21 protein-coding genes are annotated in these 20896 nt (G+C 73.2%); 6 read left to right on the top strand and 15 right to left on the bottom strand.

Annotation, left to right across the window (positions count from 1 at the left end; translation table 11 throughout):
• Positions 1-147: 147 nt before the first annotated feature.
• On the top strand, positions 148-858 hold the full coding sequence (locus ACIA8F_RS20915; protein WP_399380674.1) for a DUF6215 domain-containing protein: 711 nt from the start codon (positions 148-150) through the stop codon (positions 856-858).
• Positions 859-921: 63 nt separating this feature from the next.
• Here the strand turns inward: ACIA8F_RS20915 and ACIA8F_RS20910 are convergent, their stop codons facing one another.
• From ACIA8F_RS20910 to ACIA8F_RS20900, 3 genes are read right to left on the bottom strand one after another with little or no spacing between them, the layout of a single operon-like run.
• Positions 922-1338 (bottom strand): VOC family protein, encoded by a 417-nt coding sequence (locus tag ACIA8F_RS20910; protein ID WP_399380672.1) that lies wholly within the window; start codon positions 1336-1338, stop codon positions 922-924.
• Positions 1339-1347: 9 nt separating this feature from the next.
• The gene (locus ACIA8F_RS20905) at positions 1348-1779 is read right to left on the bottom strand and encodes a helix-turn-helix domain-containing protein (RefSeq protein ID WP_399380671.1); all 432 of its coding nucleotides are present in this window, start codon (positions 1777-1779) and stop codon (positions 1348-1350) included.
• Positions 1780-1818: 39 nt separating this feature from the next.
• A complete protein-coding gene (locus ACIA8F_RS20900; protein ID WP_399380669.1) occupies positions 1819-2223 on the bottom strand; it encodes a DUF5997 family protein in 405 nt (134 codons plus the stop codon).
• Positions 2224-2281: 58 nt separating this feature from the next.
• Between ACIA8F_RS20900 and ACIA8F_RS20895 the strand changes: the two genes are divergently transcribed.
• Both ACIA8F_RS20895 and ACIA8F_RS20890 read left to right on the top strand, forming a co-directional pair.
• Positions 2282-3061, top strand: a complete 780-nt coding sequence (locus ACIA8F_RS20895) for a LysR family substrate-binding domain-containing protein (RefSeq protein ID WP_399380668.1) — start codon at positions 2282-2284, stop codon at positions 3059-3061.
• 154 nt (positions 3062-3215) lie between these two features.
• Positions 3216-3809, top strand: a complete 594-nt coding sequence (locus ACIA8F_RS20890) for a chitin binding peritrophin-A domain-containing protein (protein ID WP_399380666.1) — start codon at positions 3216-3218, stop codon at positions 3807-3809.
• A gap of 13 nt (positions 3810-3822) precedes the next feature.
• On the opposite strand, the gene ACIA8F_RS20885 is transcribed toward ACIA8F_RS20890, so the two are convergent.
• Positions 3823-4611 carry an N-acetyltransferase gene (locus tag ACIA8F_RS20885; protein ID WP_399380664.1) on the bottom strand — a complete coding sequence of 263 codons (789 nt, stop codon included), beginning with the start codon at positions 4609-4611 and terminating at the stop codon, positions 3823-3825.
• A gap of 123 nt (positions 4612-4734) precedes the next feature.
• The gene (locus ACIA8F_RS20880; RefSeq protein WP_399380662.1) at positions 4735-6168 is read right to left on the bottom strand and encodes a PLP-dependent aminotransferase family protein; all 1434 of its coding nucleotides are present in this window, start codon (positions 6166-6168) and stop codon (positions 4735-4737) included.
• On the opposite strand from ACIA8F_RS20880, the gene ACIA8F_RS20875 reads away from it, so the two are divergent.
• A complete protein-coding gene (locus ACIA8F_RS20875) occupies positions 6167-7117 on the top strand; it encodes a DMT family transporter (protein WP_399380660.1) in 951 nt (316 codons plus the stop codon). The genes ACIA8F_RS20880 and ACIA8F_RS20875 overlap by 2 nt on opposite strands.
• A 40-nt stretch (positions 7118-7157) precedes the next feature.
• Positions 7158-7355, top strand: a complete 198-nt coding sequence (locus ACIA8F_RS20870; RefSeq protein ID WP_399380658.1) for a DUF1918 domain-containing protein — start codon at positions 7158-7160, stop codon at positions 7353-7355.
• A 97-nt stretch (positions 7356-7452) separates the two neighbouring features.
• On the opposite strand, the gene ACIA8F_RS20865 is transcribed toward ACIA8F_RS20870, so the two are convergent.
• On the bottom strand, positions 7453-8721 hold the full coding sequence (locus ACIA8F_RS20865) for a glycoside hydrolase family 10 protein (RefSeq protein WP_399380656.1): 1269 nt from the start codon (positions 8719-8721) through the stop codon (positions 7453-7455).
• 151 nt (positions 8722-8872) lie between these two features.
• On the opposite strand from ACIA8F_RS20865, the gene ACIA8F_RS20860 reads away from it, so the two are divergent.
• Positions 8873-9769 carry a 3-hydroxybutyryl-CoA dehydrogenase gene (locus tag ACIA8F_RS20860; protein WP_383944898.1) on the top strand — a complete coding sequence of 299 codons (897 nt, stop codon included), beginning with the start codon at positions 8873-8875 and terminating at the stop codon, positions 9767-9769.
• An 89-nt stretch (positions 9770-9858) separates the two neighbouring features.
• On the opposite strand, the gene ACIA8F_RS20855 is transcribed toward ACIA8F_RS20860, so the two are convergent.
• From ACIA8F_RS20855 to rpmI, 9 genes are all read right to left on the bottom strand, one after another.
• Entirely contained in the window at positions 9859-10380 is a 522-nt protein-coding gene (locus tag ACIA8F_RS20855) for an NUDIX hydrolase (protein ID WP_399380654.1), read from the bottom strand.
• A 110-nt stretch (positions 10381-10490) separates the two neighbouring features.
• Complete coding sequence (locus ACIA8F_RS20850; RefSeq protein WP_399380652.1) at positions 10491-11828, bottom strand: transcriptional regulator; 1338 nt, start codon at positions 11826-11828, stop codon at positions 10491-10493.
• Between the two features lie 430 nt (positions 11829-12258).
• Positions 12259-13863, bottom strand: coding sequence for an ABC-F family ATP-binding cassette domain-containing protein (locus ACIA8F_RS20845; protein ID WP_399380650.1), 1605 nt, complete (start codon positions 13861-13863; stop codon positions 12259-12261).
• A 196-nt stretch (positions 13864-14059) separates the two neighbouring features.
• On the bottom strand, positions 14060-16588 hold the full coding sequence (gene pheT, locus ACIA8F_RS20840) for a phenylalanine--tRNA ligase subunit beta (protein WP_399380648.1): 2529 nt from the start codon (positions 16586-16588) through the stop codon (positions 14060-14062).
• On the bottom strand, positions 16588-17715 hold the full coding sequence (gene pheS / locus ACIA8F_RS20835; protein WP_399380646.1) for a phenylalanine--tRNA ligase subunit alpha: 1128 nt from the start codon (positions 17713-17715) through the stop codon (positions 16588-16590). Before pheS ends, pheT begins: the two co-directional genes overlap by 1 nt.
• Positions 17716-17866: 151 nt before the next feature.
• Positions 17867-19168 carry an ATP-binding protein gene (locus tag ACIA8F_RS20830; RefSeq protein WP_399380644.1) on the bottom strand — a complete coding sequence of 434 codons (1302 nt, stop codon included), beginning with the start codon at positions 19166-19168 and terminating at the stop codon, positions 17867-17869.
• Positions 19169-19224: 56 nt separating this feature from the next.
• Complete coding sequence (locus ACIA8F_RS20825; RefSeq protein WP_266910209.1) at positions 19225-20085, bottom strand: RNA methyltransferase; 861 nt, start codon at positions 20083-20085, stop codon at positions 19225-19227.
• Positions 20086-20205: 120 nt separating this feature from the next.
• Positions 20206-20592 carry a 50S ribosomal protein L20 gene (gene rplT / locus ACIA8F_RS20820; RefSeq protein WP_112446980.1) on the bottom strand — a complete coding sequence of 129 codons (387 nt, stop codon included), beginning with the start codon at positions 20590-20592 and terminating at the stop codon, positions 20206-20208.
• Between the two features lie 103 nt (positions 20593-20695).
• A complete protein-coding gene (rpmI, locus tag ACIA8F_RS20815) occupies positions 20696-20890 on the bottom strand; it encodes a 50S ribosomal protein L35 (RefSeq protein ID WP_030157249.1) in 195 nt (64 codons plus the stop codon).
• Positions 20891-20896 lie beyond the last annotated feature (6 nt).

The raw sequence follows: 20896 nt of genomic DNA, 5'->3' as shown, positions 1-20896 counted from the left end.
GTGCGACCGCACGTTTATACAAAGCGGTCATCCGGCCCCATCCGTTCTCATCCGGCCTCGCTCCTCCCGCGTTACTCCCTTGCCCGCTCGATGATCACGGGTTACGTTCCCCGGGCACATATCGGGGGATCACAGCAGGTGGGGGACATGAGCCAGGAAGTCGGGACGATCACGAAGGGCGCCGCGCTGGGGCAGGGGCTCACGGCCGTGGCCCTGATCGCAGCCATGGGAACGGGCCTCTGGCTGGCCGGGGAGTCGGTGAATTCGACCGGCGGGCCGAAGCCCGCCACGTGCTCGCACGGGCTCCCCGAGGAGACGGCCGCGCCGGCCGAGGCCGGGCAGGTGACCGGGGCGCAGCTGTGCGCGGCGCTGCACCGTCCCGATCTCCCCGAGCTGCTCGGCACTCCGGGGGAGCCCGCCAAGAACGCGAACGGCGGCGAGAGCACCTCCAAGCCCGTCGGCAGCGGCAAGGAGATCCACACCCCGACCGCCTCGGTCGAGTTCGAGACCTACACCGTGGACCTGAAGGTCTCGTACGGGCAGCTCACGGTCGCCACCATGGCCCGGCTCCTGGGGGACGGCGCGCCGCCGCGGACGGTCCTGGGGCGCCCGGCCACCCTCTACTCGGACCGCACCATGAGCTTCAGCTTCAGCATGGCCGGCGGCGGCGCCAGCACCGGCATCGGCGTCCCCACCCGCGGACTCGTGGTGGCCCTGGACCCGCAGGACGGCGGCGGCGCCTACGAGCTGAACGTGTGGCGCTCCGACGGCGGGGTGCCCGACGACGCGGTGGTGCTGCGGGTGGCCGAGAAGGTGCTGCCGACGGTCCCGGGGTGGTCCGCCACTGCCGCCGGGTGAAGGGCCGCGGCCCCGGGGCCGGCGACTCCGGGGCCGGCTGCTCCGGCGCAGCCGCTCCGGGGGTCAGCTGCTCCGGGGCTGGTTGAAGCGGAGCATGTTGCCGGCCGGATCGCGGAAGGCGCAGTCGCGGACCCCGTACGGCTGGTCCACGGGCTCCTGGAGCACCTCGGCACCGGCGGCCCGGATGCGTTCGAAGGTGGCGTCCACGTCGTCCGTGGAGAAGATCACCCCGCGGAGCATGCCCTTGGCCAGCAGTTCCGCCATCGCCTGCCGGTCGGCCGGCGAGGCGCCGGGGTCGGCGAGCGGCGGTTCGAGGACGATCTCCACGTCGGGCTGCTCGGGCGAGCCGACGGTCACCCAGCGCATGCCCTCGAAGGCGACGTCGTTGCGCACTTCCATGCCGAGGGCGTCACGGTAGAACGCGAGCGCCTTGTCGTGGTCGTCGACGGCGATGAAGCACTGCGAGAGCTTGATGGTCATGACCCGACGCTACGACGCGGCCGCGGATCCCGCTCCCCTGCCGGCCGCGGAGTTCCGCACGTGCCGGGTGAAGACCTTGGCGACGCACGCCGGGATGGTGGCGCCGGCCTCGTGACGGCGGGCCCGGTAGGCGCTGGGGGTCTCGCCGACCAGCTCCGTGAAGCGCGAGCTGAACGACCCGAGCGAGGTGCATCCGACCGCGAAGCAGACCTCGGTCACGTTCAGGTCCCCCCGGCGCAGCAGGGCCTTGGCCCGCTCGACGCGGCGGGTCATCAGGTAGCTGTACGGGGTCTCCCCGAAGGCCGCCCGGAAGCTGCGGGAGAAGTGCCCGGGCGACATGAGGGCGACGGCCGCCAGGGCCGGTACGTCCAGGGGCTCGGCGTAGTCGCGGTCCATCACGTCCCGCGCGCGGCGCAGCCGCACCAGGTCCTCGATCGTCACGCCGCCTCCCGGCCGCTTCCGGCTCGCGCCTGCTTCGCCCTACTTCCCGCTCTTCCCGGCCTTCTCGGCCTTCTCCGCCTGCATCTGCTTGATGCGGACGGTCTCCTTGCGGACGTCGGCCTGGGTGGCGCGCTCCTTGGCGAGCCACTCCGGCATTTCCTGCTTCAGGGCCTCGATCTGCTCCGTGGTGAGGGGCTCGGTGACACCGCCGCGCGCCAGACCGGCGATGGAGATGCCGAGCTTCCCCGCGACCACCGGGCGGGGGTGCGGGCCGTTGTTCCGGAGGTCCTGCAGCCACTGGGGCGGCTCGGCCTGGAGGGCGGCCAGCTCGGTGCGCGAGACGACACCCTCCTGGAACTCTGCGGGGGTGGCCTCGAGGTACACACCCAGCTTCTTCGCCGCGGTGGCGGGCTTCATGGTCTGGGTGGTCTGGTGCGACGTCATGAGGTCAAGGGTATCGAGCATGTGCGCCACCTCCGACCACGGCCGGTAATCTGGCCGGGTGACAGACTCCCGGACACCCCCCTCGTTCCAGCTCGCATACGTCCCCGGGGTGACTCCCACGAAGTGGGTCCGGATCTGGAAGGAGCGCCTGCCCGACGTTCCGCTGACCCTCGTCCAGGTCACCCCGGCCGAGGCCCCCGCGCTGCTGCGCGGCGGCGGCGCCGACGCCGGGTTCGTGCGGCTGCCGATCGACCGTACGGAGCTCAGCGCGATCCCGCTCTACACGGAGACCACGGTCGTCGTGATCCCGAAGGACCACCTCATGGCCGCGGCCGAGGAGCTGTCGGTCGCGGAGCTGGCCGACGACATCGTGCTCCACCCGCTGGACGACACCCTCGACTGGGAGCAGCTGCCGGGCAAGGCCGCGCTCCAGCGCCCGGAGACCACGGCCGACGCGATCGAGCTGGTGGCCGCGGGCATCGGGGTCCTGGTGGTACCCCAGTCGCTCGCCCGGCTGCACCACCGCAAGGACCTCACGTACCGGACCCTGCTCGACGCCCCCGAGTCGCGCGTCGCGCTGTCGTGGCCCGAGGCGGACGAGACTCCCGAGCTGGTCGAGGAGTTCATCGGGATCGTGCGCGGGCGGACCGTGAACAGCTCGCGCGGGCGCGGCCGCACGCAGCCCGAGCCCGAGCAGAAGAAGGCGAAGCCGGCCCGTAAGCCCGCCCCCAAGTCGGGCGGCAAGCCGGCGGCCCGGAACCCGAGGTCCGGGGCCCCCAAGGGCGGCAAGGCCACGGCCAAGTCCACCGGCAAGCGCGGAAAGCCCCGGGGCCGCTGAGGCGCCTTCTTCGGATCTCACACGCGTACCGATGCCCGGCTCCGCTGAGCCGGACATCGGTATTCGTACACCCGGGCGATGCCCTGAGGGCGTTGCGGCTGCCGCGGGCCCGTCCCTATAGTCACTTCGTATTCATTTCGTCACACTGAGTGAGATGGGGGCAAGGGTGTTACGCATCGGCAAGGGGCGGGTCTCCAAGGGCCTCACCGCGCTGGCCGCCGGAGCGGTCCTCGCGCTGGGAATGGGGGCGGCGCCCGCGGGAGCCGCCGAGGGCTCGTGCGCGGGCGGTGTCACCGGGAGGCTGCCGCGCCTGCAGGACCAGCGGTTCTACGTGCAGTGCGGGGGCGGGGTCGCCACCGTCGTGGCCTGCCCCACCGGGCAGGTCTACGCTCCCGACGCCCAGCTCTGCGAGGCGCCCGAGCTGGTCCGGCCGGCCGTGGCCACGGTCGCCACGGCCGGTCCGGCGAAGCTGAACGGGCTGCTCTTCGGGGTCAGGAACCTGAGCACCACCGTGCGGATCGCGGACGCCCCGGCCGGGCTGGACGGCGTACCGGTCACCTTCACCACCGTCGGCGGCCGGACCCTCTGCACGGCCGTCACCGACCAGTTCGGAGCCGCCCGCTGCGATACCCCGGCCCGGCTGACGATCCCGCTGGACGAGCTCCTGCGCGGCTACCGGGCCACCTACGCGGGCATCGGCGGGATCTACCTCCCCGCCTCCGCCGCGGGCCCCATCGCCCTCCTCTAGGAAAGGGCGTACTTCAGGAAAGGGCGTGCCGGACCCAGACGTTCGGCTCCACGTAGACCGCGAAGCCCTGCTCCGGTTCGCAGTGGACCGGGGACAGGGCGCCGGGAACACGGACCGGGCCGGCCGTGTCGAAGGGCAGGCCGGTCCACTGCCGCCACTCGGCGACGGAGCCGGTGATCGTCATCGACAGCGGGGCCACCGAGTCGATGACGCCGCCCGCCCGCACGTGGACCCGTAGCCACGGGTCGTGCGGCAGGCCGTCCTCGCGGGTGCGGTACGCGTACGCGTGGATCGAGGTGTCCGGTTCGGCCGGCTTTCCGCTGGGCCGGACCGGAGCCACCACCTCGGTGAAACCGCGCGCCCGGGCGGTCTCCCGCATCGCGGCGAGCATCCGGCCGGACAGGCCCTCGCCCTGCCGGTCGACGGCGACGCTGATCTCGATCGCGCTCACGGTGTCGGCCTCGACCCCGCGCCGCAGGTCGGAGAAGGCCCACATCAGGATCCGGTCCCAGCCCTGTGCGGGCAGCGTGCCGTCGCGGCCCGGCGCGTGCTGTGCGAAGGGCACGCTGAAGGCGCGGGCGACCACCGCGTCCGCGTCCGTGGCGATCAGGACGTACTCCGGGAACTCGGCCACCATCCGCGGGTACAGCAGCCAGGCCAGCGCGTCGTGCTGGGCGAACTCGGGCCACGAGTCCTTCATGTCCCAGAGCCGGCCTGCCAGTTCGGGCCGCTCCGCGAGCGTGGTGATCCGGATGCCCGTGCCGTCGGTGCCCGCGCCGCCGGTGTCTGTGGTGTCGTCCATGCCCGCAGGCTAAGCACCCCCCACCTGGGCATCAACCGGTTTTGGCCCGCCCGGACCCCGCCGCGGGCTCCGGAGGAGGCGCACCGCCGGGCTCCCGTCCGCCTCGCGACGCCCGGCACGGGATCAGGCGTCCGTACCGAGTCCGGTCCTCAGCCGCCGGACGGCCTCGGTCAGTTCGCCCGCGCCGGACACCCCGGCGAAGCTGAGCCGGACGAACGGGCCGGGCGGTTCCGCGCAGAAGTAGGGGCGGCCCGGAGCGACCGCGACCCCGGCGCGCAGGGCGGCCGCCACGAAGGCCGCGTCGTCGCCTCCCCCGCCGGGCCGGGCCCACACCTGGTAGCCGCCGCGCGGCGGATGGGGCACCTCCAGCTCCGGCAGCTCCCGCCGCAGCGCCCCCGTGAGCACGTCCCGGCGGTGGCGCAGCTCGGCGGCCACGGTCTTGAGGTGGCGCGGCCAGGCGGGTGCGCCCACCAGTTCCAGGGCGGCCTCCTGGAGGGGCCGGGGCACGAAGAAGCTGTCCACGACCTGGATGGCGCGCAGCCGGTCGAAGACCGGGCCCCGGGCCGCGAGGGCGCCCACGCGCAGGCTGGGCGAGGTGACCTTGGTCAGGGAGCGCACGTGGACGACCACCCCGTCGGGGTCCTCGGCGGCGAGCGGCGCGGGCAGCGGGCCCGCGTCCTCGTGGGCCAGCGAGCGCGCGTAGTCGTCCTCCAGCACGAACGCCCCGGCGGCGCGCGCGATCCGCAGCACCTCGCCCCGCCGCTCGCCGGACAGGACGGCCCCGGTCGGATTCTGGAACAGCGGCTGGCATACGAACACCCGCGCCCCGGTCGCTTCGAAGGCGGCGGCCAGCAGCTCCGGCCGGACCCCGTCGGCGTCCACCGGGACGGGTACCGGCCGGCAGCCGGCGGCCCGGGCGAGGGCCAGCAGTCCCGGGTAGGTCGGGGATTCGACGAGGATGGGCGCCCCCGGCGGGGCGAGCGCCCGCAGTGCGGTGGCCAGCGCGCTCTGGCCGCCCGCGGTGACCAGCACGTCGGCGGCCGCGACCGCCCCGCCGATCTCCCGCGCGAACCAGTCCCGCAGTTCCGGCAGCCCCTCCACGGGCGGCCGCCCCCACACCCCGGGCCGCCGGCCGGCCCGGGCGAGGGCCGCCGCCATGGCCCGCTCGGGCTGGAGCGCCTCGTGCAGGTAGCCGCTGTGCAGGGCGATGACCCCGGCCGGCGGGGCCGCCAGGGTGACCAGCACCCCGGAGGCGTCCACGGAGCGCGGGACCACCTCGCCGGCGTCCTCGGCGCTGAGGGCGACGGCCTGCCAGGAGGTGTCGCCGGGTGCGGGGGCGTGCGTACGGGGCTGCGCCCGGTAGACCCCGGCTCCGGGGCGGGTGACCACGAGGCCTTCGGCGGCGAGCTGGGCGAGGGCCCGGGAGACGGTGACGGGACTGACCCGGTACTGCTCGACCAGGGACCTGCTCGACGGGAGCTTTCCACCCACCGAGTAGCGGTTCAGCTCCGCTCGAAGGGATTCCGCCAGTTCCGCCACGCTGCTACGCTCGTACATGACAGCACAGAATAGCGCTACTCTCTCCAACGCGATAGCAGTTCGAGGCGCCGAAGCCGGAAGGTCCCGGCCCGCGCTCGGCGGCACCGCCCTCGCCGCGGCCGGAGTCGTCACCTTCTCGCTGACCTTCCCCGGCACCGCCTGGGGCCTGGAGAGCTTCGGCCCCTGGTCCCTGTTCGGCCTGCGCTGTCTGCTCGCGGGCCTGACGGCCGGCGCATTCCTGCTGGCCCTGCGCGTCCGGGTGCCCGACCGCGCCCACTGGGCGGGCCTGGTGGTGGTGGCCGGCGGCGTGGTCGTCGGTTTCCCGCTGCTGACCACCCTGGCGCTGCAGACCTCCACCACCTCGCACGCCGCCGTGGTGGTCGGGCTGCTCCCGCTCACCACGGCCGTCGTCTCCTCGCTGCGTACCGGAGCCCGGCCCTCGCGGAGGTTCTGGGCCGCGGCCGTGGCCGGCGCGGTCGTCGTCCTCGGCTTCACGGTGGCCCAGAGCGGCGGCGCCCTCTCGGCCGGCGACGCCTTCCTGTTCGCCGCGCTGCTGGTGTGCGCGGCCGGGTACACCGAGGGCGGGCGGCTGGCCCGGCTGCTGCCGGGCTGGCAGGTGATCGCCTGGGCGCTGGTGCTGTGCCTGCCGATCGGCGTGGCCGGCTCCGCGCTCGGGCTCGCGTACGACCCGGTCCAGCTGACCGGCCGCGGGGTGGCCGGGCTGGTCTGGGTGGCGCTCGGCTCCGCCTTCCTCGGCCTCTACGTCTGGTACCGGGGCATGGCCGAGATCGGCGCCGCCCGCGCCAGCCAGCTCCAGCTCGCGCAGCCGCTGCTGACCCTGATGTGGTCGGTGCTGCTGCTCGGCGAAACCCTGTCCCCGGCCGCGCCCGTCGCCGCCTGCGCGGTGCTCGTCTGCATCGCCGTGACGCAGCGGCCCGACGGGTCAAAAGTGGGCCGAACGACCTAAACTGCTAGCACCGGATCGGACCGCCACCGAGGAGGTCAGCATGCGCGCGACCGAGGGCGACCAGCTGGTTCAGCACGGCAGGATCGTGGGCCAGCACGACAAGGTCGGTGAGATCACCCAGGTCCTGGGAGAGAACGGCACCCCTCCCTACCGCGTCCGCTTCACGGACGGACACGAGGCCGTCATGTCCCCCGGCCCCGACTGCATCGTGACGCACCCCGCCGACCACGACCACTGACGGACCGACCGCTGACGGGCCGCCCCCGAGGGGCCCGCACACGGCCGGATCGGCGGACGGCCGGATCGGCAGACGGCCGGATCGGCGGACGGCCGGGTCAGCGCGGCGGCACGGCCACCGCCGTCGGATAGTGGTCGGCGACCACCCGGGCCATCGCCCCGTTGGGGTCCGCGTCCACCTGCTTCGCGGAGAAGTAGGCGTGGCCGCGGACCTCCGGGTATCCGGCGGCGAACCGCAGGTGCCGGGAGAGTTCGCGCGGATCGCGCCAGGCGGCGGTGGAGCTCTCCGCGTCGCAGCGGTACAGCGCCTCCCCCACGTAGAGCTGGACGCGGGTGCCGGCGACGGTCCGCGCCCACCAGGGGACGATGGCGGCGTAGTCGGCCGACGGGTGGCCGATCTGCCAGTACGCCTGCGGCACGATGGAGTCGATCCAGCCCTCGCGCACCCACTTGCGGGTGTCCGCGTAGAGGTCGTCGTACGTGCCGATGCCGGCCTGGGTCGGCGAACCGAGCGGATCGCGGTCGGAGTTGCGCCAGACGGCGAAGGGGCTGATGCCGAACCGCGTCGCGGGGCGCAGCGCCCGCAGCCGCTCGGACATCTCGCGGACCAGGGTGTCGGTGTTGTGGCGGCGCCAGTCGGCGCGGGTCGCGAAGGACCGGCCGTACTGCTCGTAGGCGGCGTCGTCGTCGAAATCCCGGCCCTCGACGGGGTACGGGTAGAAGTAGTCGTCCCAGTGCACCCCGTCGAGGGGGTAGCGGGCGACGGCGTCGAGCATGGCGTCCTGCACGAAGCGGCGGACTTCCGGCAGCCCGGGGTTGTAGTAGAGCTTGCCGCCGTAGGGCACGGTCCAGCCCGGGTTGCGCCGGGCCGGGTGCCCGGGGGCGAGCAGGCTCCGGTCGGTGTGGTTGGCCACCCGGTACGGGTTGAACCAGGCGTGCAGCTCCAGCCCCCGGGCGTGCGCTTCGGCGACGGCCGTGCCGAGCGGGTCCCAGCCGGGGTCGACCCCCTGCTCGCCGGTCAGCCACTGCGACCAGGGCTCGTGCGCCGAGGGCCACATCGCGTCGGCCGTCGGCCGGACCTGGAGGATCACCGCGTTGAGGCGGCGGGCGACGGCGGTGTCGAGGAGGGCCAGCAGCTCGGCGCGCTGCTCCCGCGCGGAGAGCCCGCTCCGCGAGGGCCAGTCCACGTTCTGCACGGAGGCGACCCACATCCCGCGGAACGCCGGCGCGGCCGCCCCCCGCACTCCTTCCCCCTCGCCGGCCGGGCCCGGCTCCGGCCGCCCGGCCGCCCGCGCGGGGGCCGCCGCCACCGCCGCCAGCACCCCCGCCGCGCCGGCCAGCATCCTCCGCCTCCCGATGGACGCCATGTGACCACTCCGTTCCGCTCCGTGACATTGCCTCGTGTCCGCCCAGCATGCCCGCCCCAGCCCGCCACGCCGGGCAAGGACGGGGGTAACGTCGGGGGGCGTGGCGGGCGCCGGAACGCAGTTACCACTGCACCAGTACGGGGGACCCGCGATGGAGAGCAGCGAAAGGCACGATGTGACGGACCTCCCAGACGACATCGCACGCGTCGGCGTAGTGGGCTGTGGCCAGATGGGCGCGGGCATCGCGGAGGTGTTCGCCCGGAGCGGGCTCGAGGTGATGGTCGCCGAAACCACCGGCGAGGCACTCGAACTCGGGCGGACCCGGCTGCACACCTCCCTGACCAGGGCCGCCGAACGCGGCAAGATCAGCGAGGAGGAGCGGGACGCGACCCTGGCCCGCCTGTCGTTCACCACCGATCTCGGCGAGTTCGCCGACCGCGACCTCGTCATCGAGGCGGTCGTCGAGAACGAGCAGGTCAAGACGGAGATCTTCCAGGTCCTCGACCAGGTGGTGACCCGCCCGGACGCGATCCTCGCCTCCAACACCTCCTCGATCCCGCTGGTCAAGCTGGCCGTCGCGACCTCGCGTCCCGACCAGGTCATCGGCATCCACTTCTTCAACCCGGCCCCCGTGCAGCAGCTCGTCGAGCTGATCCCGGCGCTGACCACGAGCGACGAGACCATCAAGCGCGCCGAGGCGCTGGTCGGCCAGGCGCTGGGCAAGCACGCGATCCGCGCCCAGGACCGGTCCGGCTTCGTGGTCAACGCGCTCCTCATTCCGTACCTGCTGTCCGCGATCCGGATGTTCGAGTCGGGCATCGCGAGCCGTGAGGACATCGACAACGGCATGGAGCTGGGCTGCGCCCACCCGATGGGCCCGCTGAAGCTCGCGGACCTCATCGGCCTGGACACGGTGGCCTCGGTGGCCGACTCGATGTACGCGGAGTTCAAGGAGCCCCTGTACGCGGCTCCCCCGCTGCTCCAGCGCATGGTCGACGCCGGCCGCCTCGGCCGCAAGACCGGCTCGGGCTTCTACCCGTACAGCTGATCAGCACGGCCGGCCCGCACGGCTGATCAGCACGGCCGGCCCGCACGGCTGATCCGCACGGCCGGCCCGCACAGCCGGCCGCGTGCGGCTCAGCCGAGCCGCAGGTGGTGCAGCAGCAACAGCCCGGCCGCCATGTTGGCGGCCGGGATCTCGCCGCGCGCGATCATGTCGGGGACCAGCTTGAGCGGTACCCACTCGCGGCGCGAGGACTCGAAGTCGTCCTCGGGGTGGCCGACGTACGTGGCCCCGTCCGCCCAGTAGAGGTGGTGGCGGGCGTCGGTCAGCCCGTTGGACGGCTCGACGGTCATCAGGTGGTGCAGGGGTCCGGGCCGCCAGCCCGACTCCTCCTCCATCTCGCGGGCGGCCGCCCGCTCCACCGGCTCGCCGTCCTCGACGACCCCGGCGGGCAGTTCCCAGCCCCAGCTGTCGGTGATGAAGCGGTGGCGCCACAGCAGCAGCACCTCGTTGGCCGCGTTGACGGCCGTGGCGACGGCGACCGGGCGCAGCCGGATCACGAAGTGGTCCAGGTGCCTGCCGTCGGGGAGCTCCACATCGGCGAGATTCACGTCGAACCAGCGGTTCGTGTACACGGTTTGCTCACTCAGGTTCATCCACTGCACGGTTCTGCCACCTTCCGATCGAGTAGGTGGCAACATGGCAGCAGTTCACCCCGGCCCAGGGGAACGCGCAAAGGGCGGCGCAGAGAACGCCACGGGGGATGTCACAGCGGAACGCGCAGCGCCCCGTCGATGAGTTCGGCGGTGTCCTCGGCTCCCGAACAACCGCTGGTCAGCAGCTGTTCGCGGACCGCGCGCAGCCGGTCGCGCAGGCGCAGTGATTCCATCCCCTTGGCCCGCTCGGCCATTTCGGCCGCCGAGGCCACTGCCTGGTCGGCCTCGCCTTGGCGCAGCTGGATCTCGCACAGCATCGCGAGCCGGTGCACCCGGCCCCGGTCGTGCGCGGGGGTGCCGACGGCCGCCGACGCCTGCTCCCGGGCCGCCCGCAGATCGCCCATGCCGAGCAGCGCCTCCGCCACCTGTACGTTGACCAGCCCGGGCTGCACGTACCCCGTCTCGTCCGGCTCCGTGCCGGGCCGGATCCGTTCCGCCGCCGCCTCGGCCTTGCGGATGCAGGCCAACGCGGCCGCGGCATCGCCGAGTTGGGCGTAGGCCTTGGCCTGCATGGCGTACAGGTCGGCGGCCAGGGCCGGGGTGATGTGCCGGCCGGCCGCGCGCAGGGCGGCCTCCGCGAAGGCCACGGCCTGGCGGAACTCCCGTAGATGGAGGGACTGATTGACGATCAGCGCGATCACATAGGCCCCGAGCCCCCGGTCCCCGCTCGCCTTGGCCAGCCTCAGCGCCTGGTGGAAGTAGCGCTGGGCCAGCCCGTGCGCGTCCGAGTCGTACGCGCAGATCCCCGCGACGGCCACCAGGGAACCGCCCGCCCGGTGCAGGCTGCGGCCGAGGCCGTCGGAGTAGCTGCCGCGCAGCATGGGGGCGGTCTCGGTGCCGAGGAAGCGGACCACCCGGTCGCGGGTGGCCACGCCGCCGGCCCTGCGGTACATCAGCTCGTAGTGCGCGCGGGCGGCCTTGAGGATCTCCACGTGCTCGGGTCCGACCCGGTTGGGGCCCTCCCTCGACACGTCGGCGTCCTCCGGCGGGTTCTCCCACTCCCACACCGGCATCACCGCCGGGGTGCCGGTCAGGGCCCCGGCGTCGAGGGGCTGGCGGCCGTTGCCGTCGGAGCGCCACAGTGCGGCCGCCCGGTCGACGAAGCCGCTGAGCGGGGACCCCTGGGGATCGGCGGGCTGTCCGGGCAGCCCGAACCCGACGTCGTCGAGGGAGAGCGGCCGCCGCAGCCGTCCCCCGATCACCTCGCAGATCAGGTCCGGGACCTGGCCGCGCGGTCGCTGGCCCTTCAACCACCGCGCCACGGCCGTGTGTTCGTAACGCAGGGCCAGTCCGCGGGTGCGGCCCGCCTGGTTCACGTAAGCGGCGAGTCCGGCATGGGACATTCCCGCCTCGGCGAGGAGGGCGTCGAGCAGTGCATTGGGCTGCATGGCCGCTCCAAGGGCTCGTCGCATCCAGGCTAGTGGGTGCGGGGTTCACACGGGGTGTGAACGGAGTACGCGCATAAATGCGATACGCACCCTCCCGCGGGGGTCCGTCCGAGCGCTTCACTTAAGGGCCTCGCCAAGAGGTAGCCCGGGTCGTCGGCTCCCCCTCGTACAGTGCGACGACCCGCACACCGCGCCGCCCGTCCTGTTGTCTGCCCGACACTCCACGGCAGGCGGGCGGCGCGCTTCGGCTCCGCCGGTTCCTGGTTGGTCGCCGGGCCCCGGCCGGGCCGGACCGAGCGCGGGCCGGGCCCACCCACCGGGCCCGGCCCGCGTGGTCCCCCTTCCGGCACGGACGTCCGCGCCCCAGCCGCACGGACGTCCGCGCCCCCACTCCCCCGCCCTGCCGCGCCCCTACTCCTGCCCGGACCGCTCAGGCCAGGGCGAGCAGGTCCCGGTACTCCTCGCTCCACAAGTCCTCTTCGGCGTCCGGCAGCAGCAGGACCCGGTCGGGACGCAGGGCGTCGAGGGCGCCCTCGTCGTGGGTGACCATGACGATCGCGCCGGGATAGGTGTCCACGGCGGCCAGGACCTCGTCCCGGGAAGCGGGGTCGAGATTGTTCGTGGGCTCGTCCAGCAGCAGCACGTTGGCCCCGCCGTGCACCAGTCCGGCCAGGGCGAGCCGGGTCTTCTCCCCTCCCGAGAGCACACCGGCCCGCTTGTCGGCGTCGTCGCCGGTGAAGAGGAACGCCCCGAGCACCCGGCGCACTTCGCCCTCGCCGAGGTGGGGCGCCGCCGCGGCCAGGTTCTCCCGCACCGTGCGGTCCGGGCTCAGGGTGTCGTGCTCCTGGGCGAAGTACCCGATCCGCAGGCCGTGCCCGCGCACGACCCGGCCGCCGTCGGGCGCCTCCTGTCCGGCGAGCAGCCTCAACAGCGTGGTCTTCCCGGCGCCGTTGAGCCCGAGGACCACCAGCCGGCTGCCCCGGTCGACGGCCAGATCCACCCCGGCCAGTACCTGGTGACCGCCGTAGGACTTGGCCAGGGAGACCGCACCCAGCGGGGTGCTCCCGCAGGGCGCGGGCTCGGGCAGCCGGATCCTGGCCGCCTTCTCCGTCCGGCGGACCGGCTCCAGACCGGCGAGCATCCGGTCGGCCCGCCGGGCCATGCTCCTGGCCACGACCGCGGTGGCCACCCGCGCCTTCATCCGGTCCGCCTGGGCGTGCAGGGCGCCCGCCTTGCGCTCGGCGCCGGCCCGCTCCCGGGTGCGCCGGCGTTCGTCGGCCTCCCGCTGCGCGAGATGGGCCCGCCAGCCGGTGTTGTACACGTCGACCGTCGTGCGCGGGGCATCGAGGTGGAAGACCCGGTTGACGGTGTCGTCGAGCAGGTCGGTGTCGTGGCTGATCAGCACCAGGCCGCCGGGGTGGCCCTTCAGGAACTCGCGCAGCCAGGCCACGGAGTCGGCGTCCAGGTGGTTGGTCGGTTCGTCGAGCAGCAGGGTGCCCGCACGGCCGCCGAAGAGGATCCGGGCCAGCTCCACCCGGCGCCGCTGCCCGCCGGACAGTTCCCCGACGGGCCGGTCCACGACCCGGCCGGGCAGGCCGACCCCGGCGGCCACCCGGGCCGCCTCCGCCTCGGCCGCGTACCCTCCGCGGGCCTGGAACTCCGCTTCGGCGCGCGCGTAGGCATCCATCGCGGCCCGCAGGGCCCCCGGGCCGCTCGCTCCCGCCATGGCCGCCTCGGCCGCCCGCAGGGCGCGTACGGTCCGGTCCAGACCGCGGGCCGACAGGATTCGGTCGGAGACGCTGACCAGCGGATCGGCGGCGCGGGAGTCCTGCGCCAGGTACCCGACCGGGGCGGTACGGGTGACGCCCCCGGCCTCGGGCTTCGCCGCCCCGGCCAGCACGTTCATCAGGCTGGTCTTGCCGGCGCCGTTGCGGCCCACCAGGCCGATGCGGTCGCCGGGGGCGACGGTGAAGGAAATGTCGGACAACAGCAGACGGGCGCCTGCGCGCACGTCGACACCACGAACGGTGATCATGGGATAACGCTCCGAGACAGCAGAAGGACACACGGGTGACGTGGGAGTGGGTCCTTGAGCTAAGAAACTCGGGGCATAGACATGCCACCAACGGTAACGGAGCGCCCCCACGCCCCGCACGGCCTTTTCCCTGGGCACGGCCGAGGGGGTGCACCCCGGATCGGGATGCACCCCCTCGGCACGACAGCGGCAGCGGCTAAGCGCCGCGCAGCACCGCCCCCGTACGCTCGCCCGCGAGGGCGACCGCCGCGTCACGGGCCGCCGTGGACTCCTCGGCGGTCAGCGTCCGGTCGGCCGCACGGAAGCGCAGCGCGTACGCGAGGGACTTCTTGCCCTCGCCCACCTGCTCGCCCTCGAAGACGTCGAACAGCCGCAGGGACTCCAGCAGTTCACCGGCACCCTTGTGCAGCGCGTCCTCGACGGCCGAAGCCGGCACCGACGCGTCCACGATCAGCGCGACGTCCTGGGTCGCCACCGGGAAGGAGGAGATCCGGGGCGCCTGGAGGGCCTCGCCGCCGGCCGCGGCGAGGCGGTCCAGGTCGAGCTCCATGGCACTGGTGCGGGCCGGCAGGCCCATCGCCTTGACCACGCGCGGGTGCAGCTCACCGGCGTGGCCGATGACCGTCTCCACCCCGTCCAGGGTGACGAGCAGTTCGGCGCAGCGGCCCGGGTGCCAGGGACCGTACTGGCCCTGCCGCACGACGAGCTCCGCACCGGCCTCGACGGCCAGCGAACGCGCCGCCTGGACCGCGTCGGCCCAGTCGGCCGGACGGCCCTTGCCCCACCAGCCGGCCTGCTCGCGGGCCCCGGCCAGCACGACCGCGGCGTAGCGCGGCTGTGCGGGCAGGGCCGCGTTCAGGGTGGCGATCTCCTCGTCGGTGGGACGCCGGTCGACGCCGAGGCGTACGGCGACGCCCGGCTGCGCGGCGGCCCGGAAGACCGAGCCGGTCTCGAAGAGGGCGAGGTCGTGGCTGCCCCGGCTGTCGTTGCGGCGCAGCGCGCCGAGCAGACCCGGCAGCAGCGTGGTGCGCAGCGCCGGCTCCTCGTCGGAGATCGGGTTGACCAGCTTGACGACCTGGCGGGAGGCGTCGTGCGCGGACAGCTGGAGCTGGTCGAAGACGCCCTCCCCGATGAAGGGGTAGCTGAGCGCCTCGACGTAGCCCGCGCCGGCCAGCGCGCGGCCGACCCGGCGGTGCAGCTGCTGCCGGGCGGTCAGACCGCGGCCGGAGGGCACCTGCGGGAGGGTGGAGGGGAGGTTCCCGTAGCCCTCCAGCCGGATGACCTCCTCGGCGAGGTCGTTGGGCTCGGCGAGGTCGGGCCGCCACGAGGGCGTCGTGACGACGAGCTCGTCCTGGCCGTAGACGTCGCAGCCGACCTCCTGCAGGCGGCGTACGACGGTCTCCCGGCCGTAGTCCATGCCCGCGACCTTGTCGGGGTGGTCCGCGCTCATCGCGATGGTGCGCGGCGCGCCCGGTGCGGTGAGCTCGGTGACGCCGGCCTCGGCCGTGCCGCCCGCGAGCAGCACGAGCAGGTCGACGGTGCGCTGCGCGGCAGCGGCCGCGGCCTGCGGGTCGACGCCGCGCTCGAAGCGCTTGGACGCCTCGGAGGACAGCTTGAGGCGGCGGGCGGTGCGCGAGATCGACACGGAGTCGAAGTGCGCGGCCTCCACGACCACCTCGGTGGTGCCGGTGACGACGCCCGTCTCGGGGTCCGTGACGGAGTCGGCGATCTCGGTGTTGGCGCCGCCCATGACACCGGCGAGCCCGATCGGGCCGCTGTTGTCGGTGATCACCAGGTCCTCGGAGTCGAGCGTGCGCTTGACCCCGTCGAGGGTGGTGAACTTCTCGCCCTGCTCGGCCCGGCGGACGCCGATGGCGCCGTCGATCCGCGAGCGGTCGTAGGCGTGCAGCGGCTGGCCGAGTTCCAGCATCACGTAGTTGGTGATGTCGACGGCGAGCGAGATCGGGCGCATGCCCGCCTTCTGGAGGCGGCGCGTGAGCCAGATCGGGGAGCGCGCCTCGGGGTCGAGACCGGTCACGGTGCGCGCGGTGAAGCGGTCGCAGCCCTGCGGGTCGTCGATCTTGACGGCGTAGCCGTACGAGTTGGGCGCGGGCACGTCGAGCAGCGCCGGGTCGCGCAGCGGCAGGCCGTACGCGGTGGCGGCCTCGCGGGCCACACCGCGCATGGACATGCAGTAGCCGCGGTCCGGGGTGATGTCGATGTCGAGGACCTCGTCGACCAGCTCCAGGAGCTTGATCGCGTCGGTGCCGACCTCGTGCTCGTGCGGCAGCACGATGATGCCGTGCGTGCCGTCGTCGCCCATGCCCAGCTCGTCACCGGAGCAGATCATGCCGTGGGAGGTGCGGCCGTACGTCTCGCGCGCGGCGATCGCGAAGTCGCCGGGCAGCACCGCGCCGGGCAGCACCACGACGACCTTGTCGCCGACGGAGAAGTTCCGGGCGCCGCAGACGATCTCCTGCGGCGCGCCGGTGCCGTTGGCGGCGCCGACGTCGACCGTGCAGAAGCGGATCGGCTTGCGGAAGCCTTCGAGCTCCTCGATGGTCAGCACCTGGCCGACGACGAGCGGGCCCTTGAGCCCGCCGCCGAGCTGCTCGACGGTCTCGACCTCGAGGCCGGCGTCGACGAGCTTGTGGGCCACGTCGCGACCGGTTTCACCCGCGGGGAGGTCGACGTACTCCCGCAGCCAAGAAAGCGGGACGCGCATCAGATCTCACTCCCGAACGGCCGGGTGAAACGAACGTCACCCTCGACCATGTCTCGCATGTCTTCTACGTTGTGACGGAACATCAGCATCCGCTCGATGCCGAAGCCGAAGGCGAACCCGCTGTACTTCTCGGGGTCCACACCGCAGGCGGTGAGCACCTTCGGGTTGACCATGCCGCAGCCGCCGAGCTCGATCCAGCCCTCGCTGGAGCAGGTACGGCACGGGCGGTCGGGGTTGCCCACCGACTCGCCGCGGCACACGTAGCACTGCATGTCCATCTCGGCGGACGGCTCGGTGAAGGGGAAGAAGTGCGGGCGCAGGCGCGTGGTGGTGCCCTCGCCGAACAGCTCCTGGACCATGTGGTCCATCGTGCCCTTGAGGTCCGCCATGGTCAGGCCCTCGTCCACGGCGAGCAGCTCGACCTGGTGGAAGACCGGGGTGTGCGTCGCATCGAGCTCGTCGGTGCGGTACACCCGCCCCGGGCACACGATGTAGACGGGGGGCTTGCGCTCCAGCAGCGAGCGCGCCTGCACCGGGGAGGTGTGGGTGCGCAGCACGACACCGGACTCGTCGCCCTCGGTGCCTTCCGGCCCCCGGACGAAGAAGGTGTCCTGCATCTGGCGCGCCGGGTGGTCGGGCGTGAAGTTGAGGGCGTCGAAGTTGAACCACTCCGCCTCGACCTCGGGGCCCTCCGCGACCTCGTACCCCATGGCCACGAAGATGTCCGCGATGCGGTCCATCAGCGTGGTCAGGGGGTGCCGGGCGCCGGCGGGCACGCGGTCGTAGGGCAGCGTGACGTCCACCGCCTCCTCGACCAGCACCCGCTCGTCGCGCTCGGCCTCGAGCGCGACCGTGCGGGCCCCGAACGCCTTGTTCACGGCGCCGCGGGCCTGGCCCACGAGCTTGCCCGCGGTGGCCTTGGCCTGCGGGGGCAGCGCGCCGATCTCGCGGTTGGCGAGCGCCAGGGGCGAGCGATCGCCCATGTGCGCGGTCTTCGCCTCGCGAAGTTCGTCGAGGTCGCCGGCGGCGGCGAAGGCGGCGAGCGCCTCGTCCCGCATGCGCTCGATCTCTTCCGGTTTCAGTGCCTCGACCTCGACAGGGTCGTACGACTTGTTCGGTGCCGACATCTCTTCCCGTACTTCCGATGGCTGGCTGGTGGTCCCCCGCACGACGCGCAGGACGCGCTCGGCCCTAGGACACAAAGGTGCCAAAGGTCGAGTCTAAAGGTCGCTGGGGGTGAAGGAGCCCGTGGGCCGCCTGGCGAGACGCTCCGCAGTGCTACTGCGTGAGGTACGCCGGGGCGCCGACGGGCAGGATAAATCGGAACTCGGCGCCGCCGCCGGGGCCGCGGCCGACCTTGATGGTGCCGCCGTGGGCTTCCACGATGCCCTTGACGATGTAGAGGCCCAGCCCGGTGCCGCCGCGCTTGCTGCCCCGCCAGAAACGGGTGAAGACGCGGCCCATCGACTCCTCGGGGATACCAGGGCCTTCATCGGTCACGGTGACGGCGGTTCCCTTCTCGGTCTTCCCCGCGGCGTTCGCGAAGTCGGTCGGCGTCACGTCGATGGTGACGGTTCCCTCGCCGTGGCGCACCGCATTTTCGAGCAGGTTGCCGAGGATCTGGTCGATCTTGTCCGGGTCCGCCCACAGGTCGGGCAGCGGCCGGCTCACGCTGACCAGGAACCGCTCCGGGGCCTGCCCGTTCGCGGTGAGTGCCTGGACGTGGCGGCCCACGGCGGTGGAGATGTCGACCGGCTGGCGGCGCACCTCCAGGCGGCCCGAGTCGATGCGGGAGATGTCGAGGAGCTCGGCGATGAGCCGGGTGACCCGGTTCGCGTCGGCGTCGACGGTCTCCAGCATCAGCCGCTTCTGGTCGTCGGTGAACCGCTCCCACTTGGCGAGGAGGGTCGCCGTGAACCCCTTCACCGAGGTGAGCGGGGAGCGGAGCTCGTGCGCGACGGTGGCGATCAGCTCGGCGTGGCTGCGTTCGGTGCGCCGCCGGGCCTCGGTGCCCCGCAGGGTGACCACGAGCCGGCGCACGGGGCCCTTGGGGTGGGTGCGCACGTACCGGGCGGAGACGAGCACCTCGCGGCCGCCGGGGAGCAGCAGGTTGCGCTCGGGCTGTCCGCGCCGGGTGGCGAGGCCTCCGTAGGGGTCGGTCAGCGCCCACCAGCGGCGGCCTTCGAGGTCTTCCAGCGGGAGCGCGTGCTCGATGCCCAGCCCGAGTGCCTCGCCCGCCACGAGGGCGGTGATCCGGGCGGCGGCGGCGTTGAAGCAGATGACCCGGCCGGTGGCGTCGGCGACGACCAGCCCGTCGGGCAGGTCGTCGGGGTCGATCCCGAGGCCGGCGTACTCGCCGTGCCCGTCCGGGAGCCCGGGCGCCTCCGGCTCCGGAGCCGCCGCGGCGGGCCCCGTGGGGCCCGTGGGTGCGGTACGGGCCTGCGCGGGCGGGGCGCAGGCGCCCTGGGGCTGCTGTACGGGCAGCCGGGCGGCGGGGCCGGCCAGCTGGGACACGGTCGCCAGGACCGGTGCGCCGGCCGCCTTGGCGGCACCTGGCGAGCTGTTCGTACCGACGGTCATGTCCCCGTACCCCACATCTCCGAGTACCACAGTGGGCCCCCCGGGCGGCCACATTACTAGCTGGGGGTCACGGAGCGGCACCCTCCGGGCGCCCGCTGTGCACGCGCGGAGGCGTACAGGCACACGGCGGCGGCCGTGGCGAGGTTCAGGCTCTCGGCCTTTCCGTGGATCGGGACCCGTACGACGGCGTCGGCGAGCGCCCTGGTCTCCTCGGGCAGGCCCCATGCCTCGTTGCCGAAGATCCAGGCCGAGGGGGTGCCCATGGTGCCCGCGTCGAGCTCGGCGTCGAGGTCGTCCGTGCCGGCCCCGTCGGCGGCGAGGATCCGTACGCCGGCCGCGCGCAGCCCCTCGACGGCCTGCTCCACGGGCACGCCGACGGCCACCGGGAGGTGGAAGAGGGAGCCCACGGAGGCGCGTACCGACTTGGGGTTGTACAGGTCCACGGAGGCGTCGGTCAGCACGACCGCGTCGGCTCCGGCGGCGTCCGCGCAGCGCAGCACCGTACCGGCGTTGCCGGGGTCGCGGACGTGCGCGAGGACGGCGACGAGCTTGGGCCGGGCCTTGAGGATCTCCTCGAACGGGGAGTCCAGGAAGTGGCAGACGCCGACCAGGCCCTGCGGGGTGACCGTTTGGGAGACCTCGGCGAGGACCTCGTCGGAGGCGTAGTGGACGCGGGCCCCGGCGGCGTACGCGGCGTCGACGATGTCGGCGTAGCGTTCGGCGGCCTCCACGGTCGCGAACAGCTCGATCAGCGTGGACTCGCCGCCCGCGCCGCGGTGCTCCACCGCCTCGCGCACGGCCTGCGGGCCCTCGGCGATGAAGCGGCGCTCCTTGGTACGGAAATTGCGTCGCGCCAGGCGCCTGGCGGCGGCCACCCGGGTGGACCGGGGGGAGATCAGCTCGGCGGGGGTGCCCATGGCGGTCGGCTCGCTTCCGTACGTACACAAGGGTGGAACGGGTGGGTCAACGCACCGGACCCGCAGGCGCGGGGCCTGCGGGTCCGGGACAAGTTACTGCAGCCTTGAAGGGCGTGCTGCTCAGGCAGCGACCTTCGGGGCGTTGACGTCGGCCGGGAGGGCCTTCTGCGCGACCTCGACCAGCGCGGCGAACGCGTTGGGGTCGTTGACGGCCAGCTCGGCGAGGATCTTGCGGTCCACCTCGATGTTGGCGGCGTTCAGACCCTGGATGAGGCGGTTGTACGTCATGCCGTTCTGGCGGGCAGCGGCGTTGATGCGCTGGATCCACAGCCGACGGAAGTCGCCCTTGCGCTTCTTGCGGTCGTTGAAGTTGTAGACCAGGGAGTGGGTGACCTGCTCCTTGGCCTTGCGGTACAGGCGCGAACGCTGACCGCGGTAGCCCTTGGCCGCCTCGAGGATTGCCCGGCGCTTCTTGTGCGCGTTTACTGCCCGCTTGACGCGTGCCACTTTGTACTCCTTGTAGCGGGGCCGCGGATGACTTCACACGGCCCGAATTCGATGGGGTCCCGGTCTTGACGTGCTCCCGCTCCCGGAAGGGGAGCGGAGGACGTCACTTGCCGAGAAGCTTCTTGATCTTCGCGGCGTCGCCGGGGGCCATCTCCGCGGTGCCGGTCAGGCGGCGGGTGACACGGGACGACTTGTGCTCGAGCAGGTGGCGCTTGCCGGCGCGCTCGCGGAGCACCTTGCCGGAGCCGGTGATCTTGAAGCGCTTCTTGGTCCCGGAGTGCGTCTTGTTCTTCGGCATGGCGCC

It is taken from the genome of Streptomyces sp. NPDC051563, assembly GCF_044454225.1.
Taxonomy (GTDB): Bacteria; Actinomycetota; Actinomycetes; order Streptomycetales; family Streptomycetaceae; genus Streptomyces.
This window is presented reverse-complemented; position numbering and strand designations above follow the sequence as displayed.

Bases quoted from the DNA above. Each gene is read 5' to 3' on its own strand.
- ACIA8F_RS20855 (WP_399380654.1), bottom strand. From the start codon at position 10,380: ATGAACCTGAGTGAGCAAACCGTGTACACGAACCGCTGGTTCGACGTG.
- ACIA8F_RS20890 (WP_399380666.1), top strand. From the start codon at position 3,216: ATGGGGGCAAGGGTGTTACGCATCGGCAAGGGGCGGGTCTCCAAGGGC.
- ACIA8F_RS20825 (WP_266910209.1), bottom strand. From the start codon at position 20,085: ATGGGCACCCCCGCCGAGCTGATCTCCCCCCGGTCCACCCGGGTGGCC.
- ACIA8F_RS20910 (WP_399380672.1), bottom strand. From the start codon at position 1,338: ATGACCATCAAGCTCTCGCAGTGCTTCATCGCCGTCGACGACCACGAC.
- pheS (WP_399380646.1), bottom strand. From the start codon at position 17,715: ATGTCGGCACCGAACAAGTCGTACGACCCTGTCGAGGTCGAGGCACTG.
- ACIA8F_RS20915 (WP_399380674.1), top strand. From the start codon at position 148: ATGAGCCAGGAAGTCGGGACGATCACGAAGGGCGCCGCGCTGGGGCAG.
- ACIA8F_RS20875 (WP_399380660.1), top strand. From the start codon at position 6,167: ATGACAGCACAGAATAGCGCTACTCTCTCCAACGCGATAGCAGTTCGA.
- ACIA8F_RS20845 (WP_399380650.1), bottom strand. From the start codon at position 13,863: ATGATCACCGTTCGTGGTGTCGACGTGCGCGCAGGCGCCCGTCTGCTG.
- ACIA8F_RS20885 (WP_399380664.1), bottom strand. From the start codon at position 4,611: ATGGACGACACCACAGACACCGGCGGCGCGGGCACCGACGGCACGGGC.
- ACIA8F_RS20900 (WP_399380669.1), bottom strand. From the start codon at position 2,223: ATGACGTCGCACCAGACCACCCAGACCATGAAGCCCGCCACCGCGGCG.
- rpmI (WP_030157249.1), bottom strand. From the start codon at position 20,890: ATGCCGAAGAACAAGACGCACTCCGGGACCAAGAAGCGCTTCAAGATC.
- ACIA8F_RS20880 (WP_399380662.1), bottom strand. From the start codon at position 6,168: ATGTACGAGCGTAGCAGCGTGGCGGAACTGGCGGAATCCCTTCGAGCG.
- ACIA8F_RS20870 (WP_399380658.1), top strand. From the start codon at position 7,158: ATGCGCGCGACCGAGGGCGACCAGCTGGTTCAGCACGGCAGGATCGTG.
- ACIA8F_RS20860 (WP_383944898.1), top strand. From the start codon at position 8,873: ATGGAGAGCAGCGAAAGGCACGATGTGACGGACCTCCCAGACGACATC.
- pheT (WP_399380648.1), bottom strand. From the start codon at position 16,588: ATGCGCGTCCCGCTTTCTTGGCTGCGGGAGTACGTCGACCTCCCCGCG.
- ACIA8F_RS20865 (WP_399380656.1), bottom strand. From the start codon at position 8,721: ATGGCGTCCATCGGGAGGCGGAGGATGCTGGCCGGCGCGGCGGGGGTG.
- ACIA8F_RS20850 (WP_399380652.1), bottom strand. From the start codon at position 11,828: ATGCAGCCCAATGCACTGCTCGACGCCCTCCTCGCCGAGGCGGGAATG.
- ACIA8F_RS20830 (WP_399380644.1), bottom strand. From the start codon at position 19,168: ATGACCGTCGGTACGAACAGCTCGCCAGGTGCCGCCAAGGCGGCCGGC.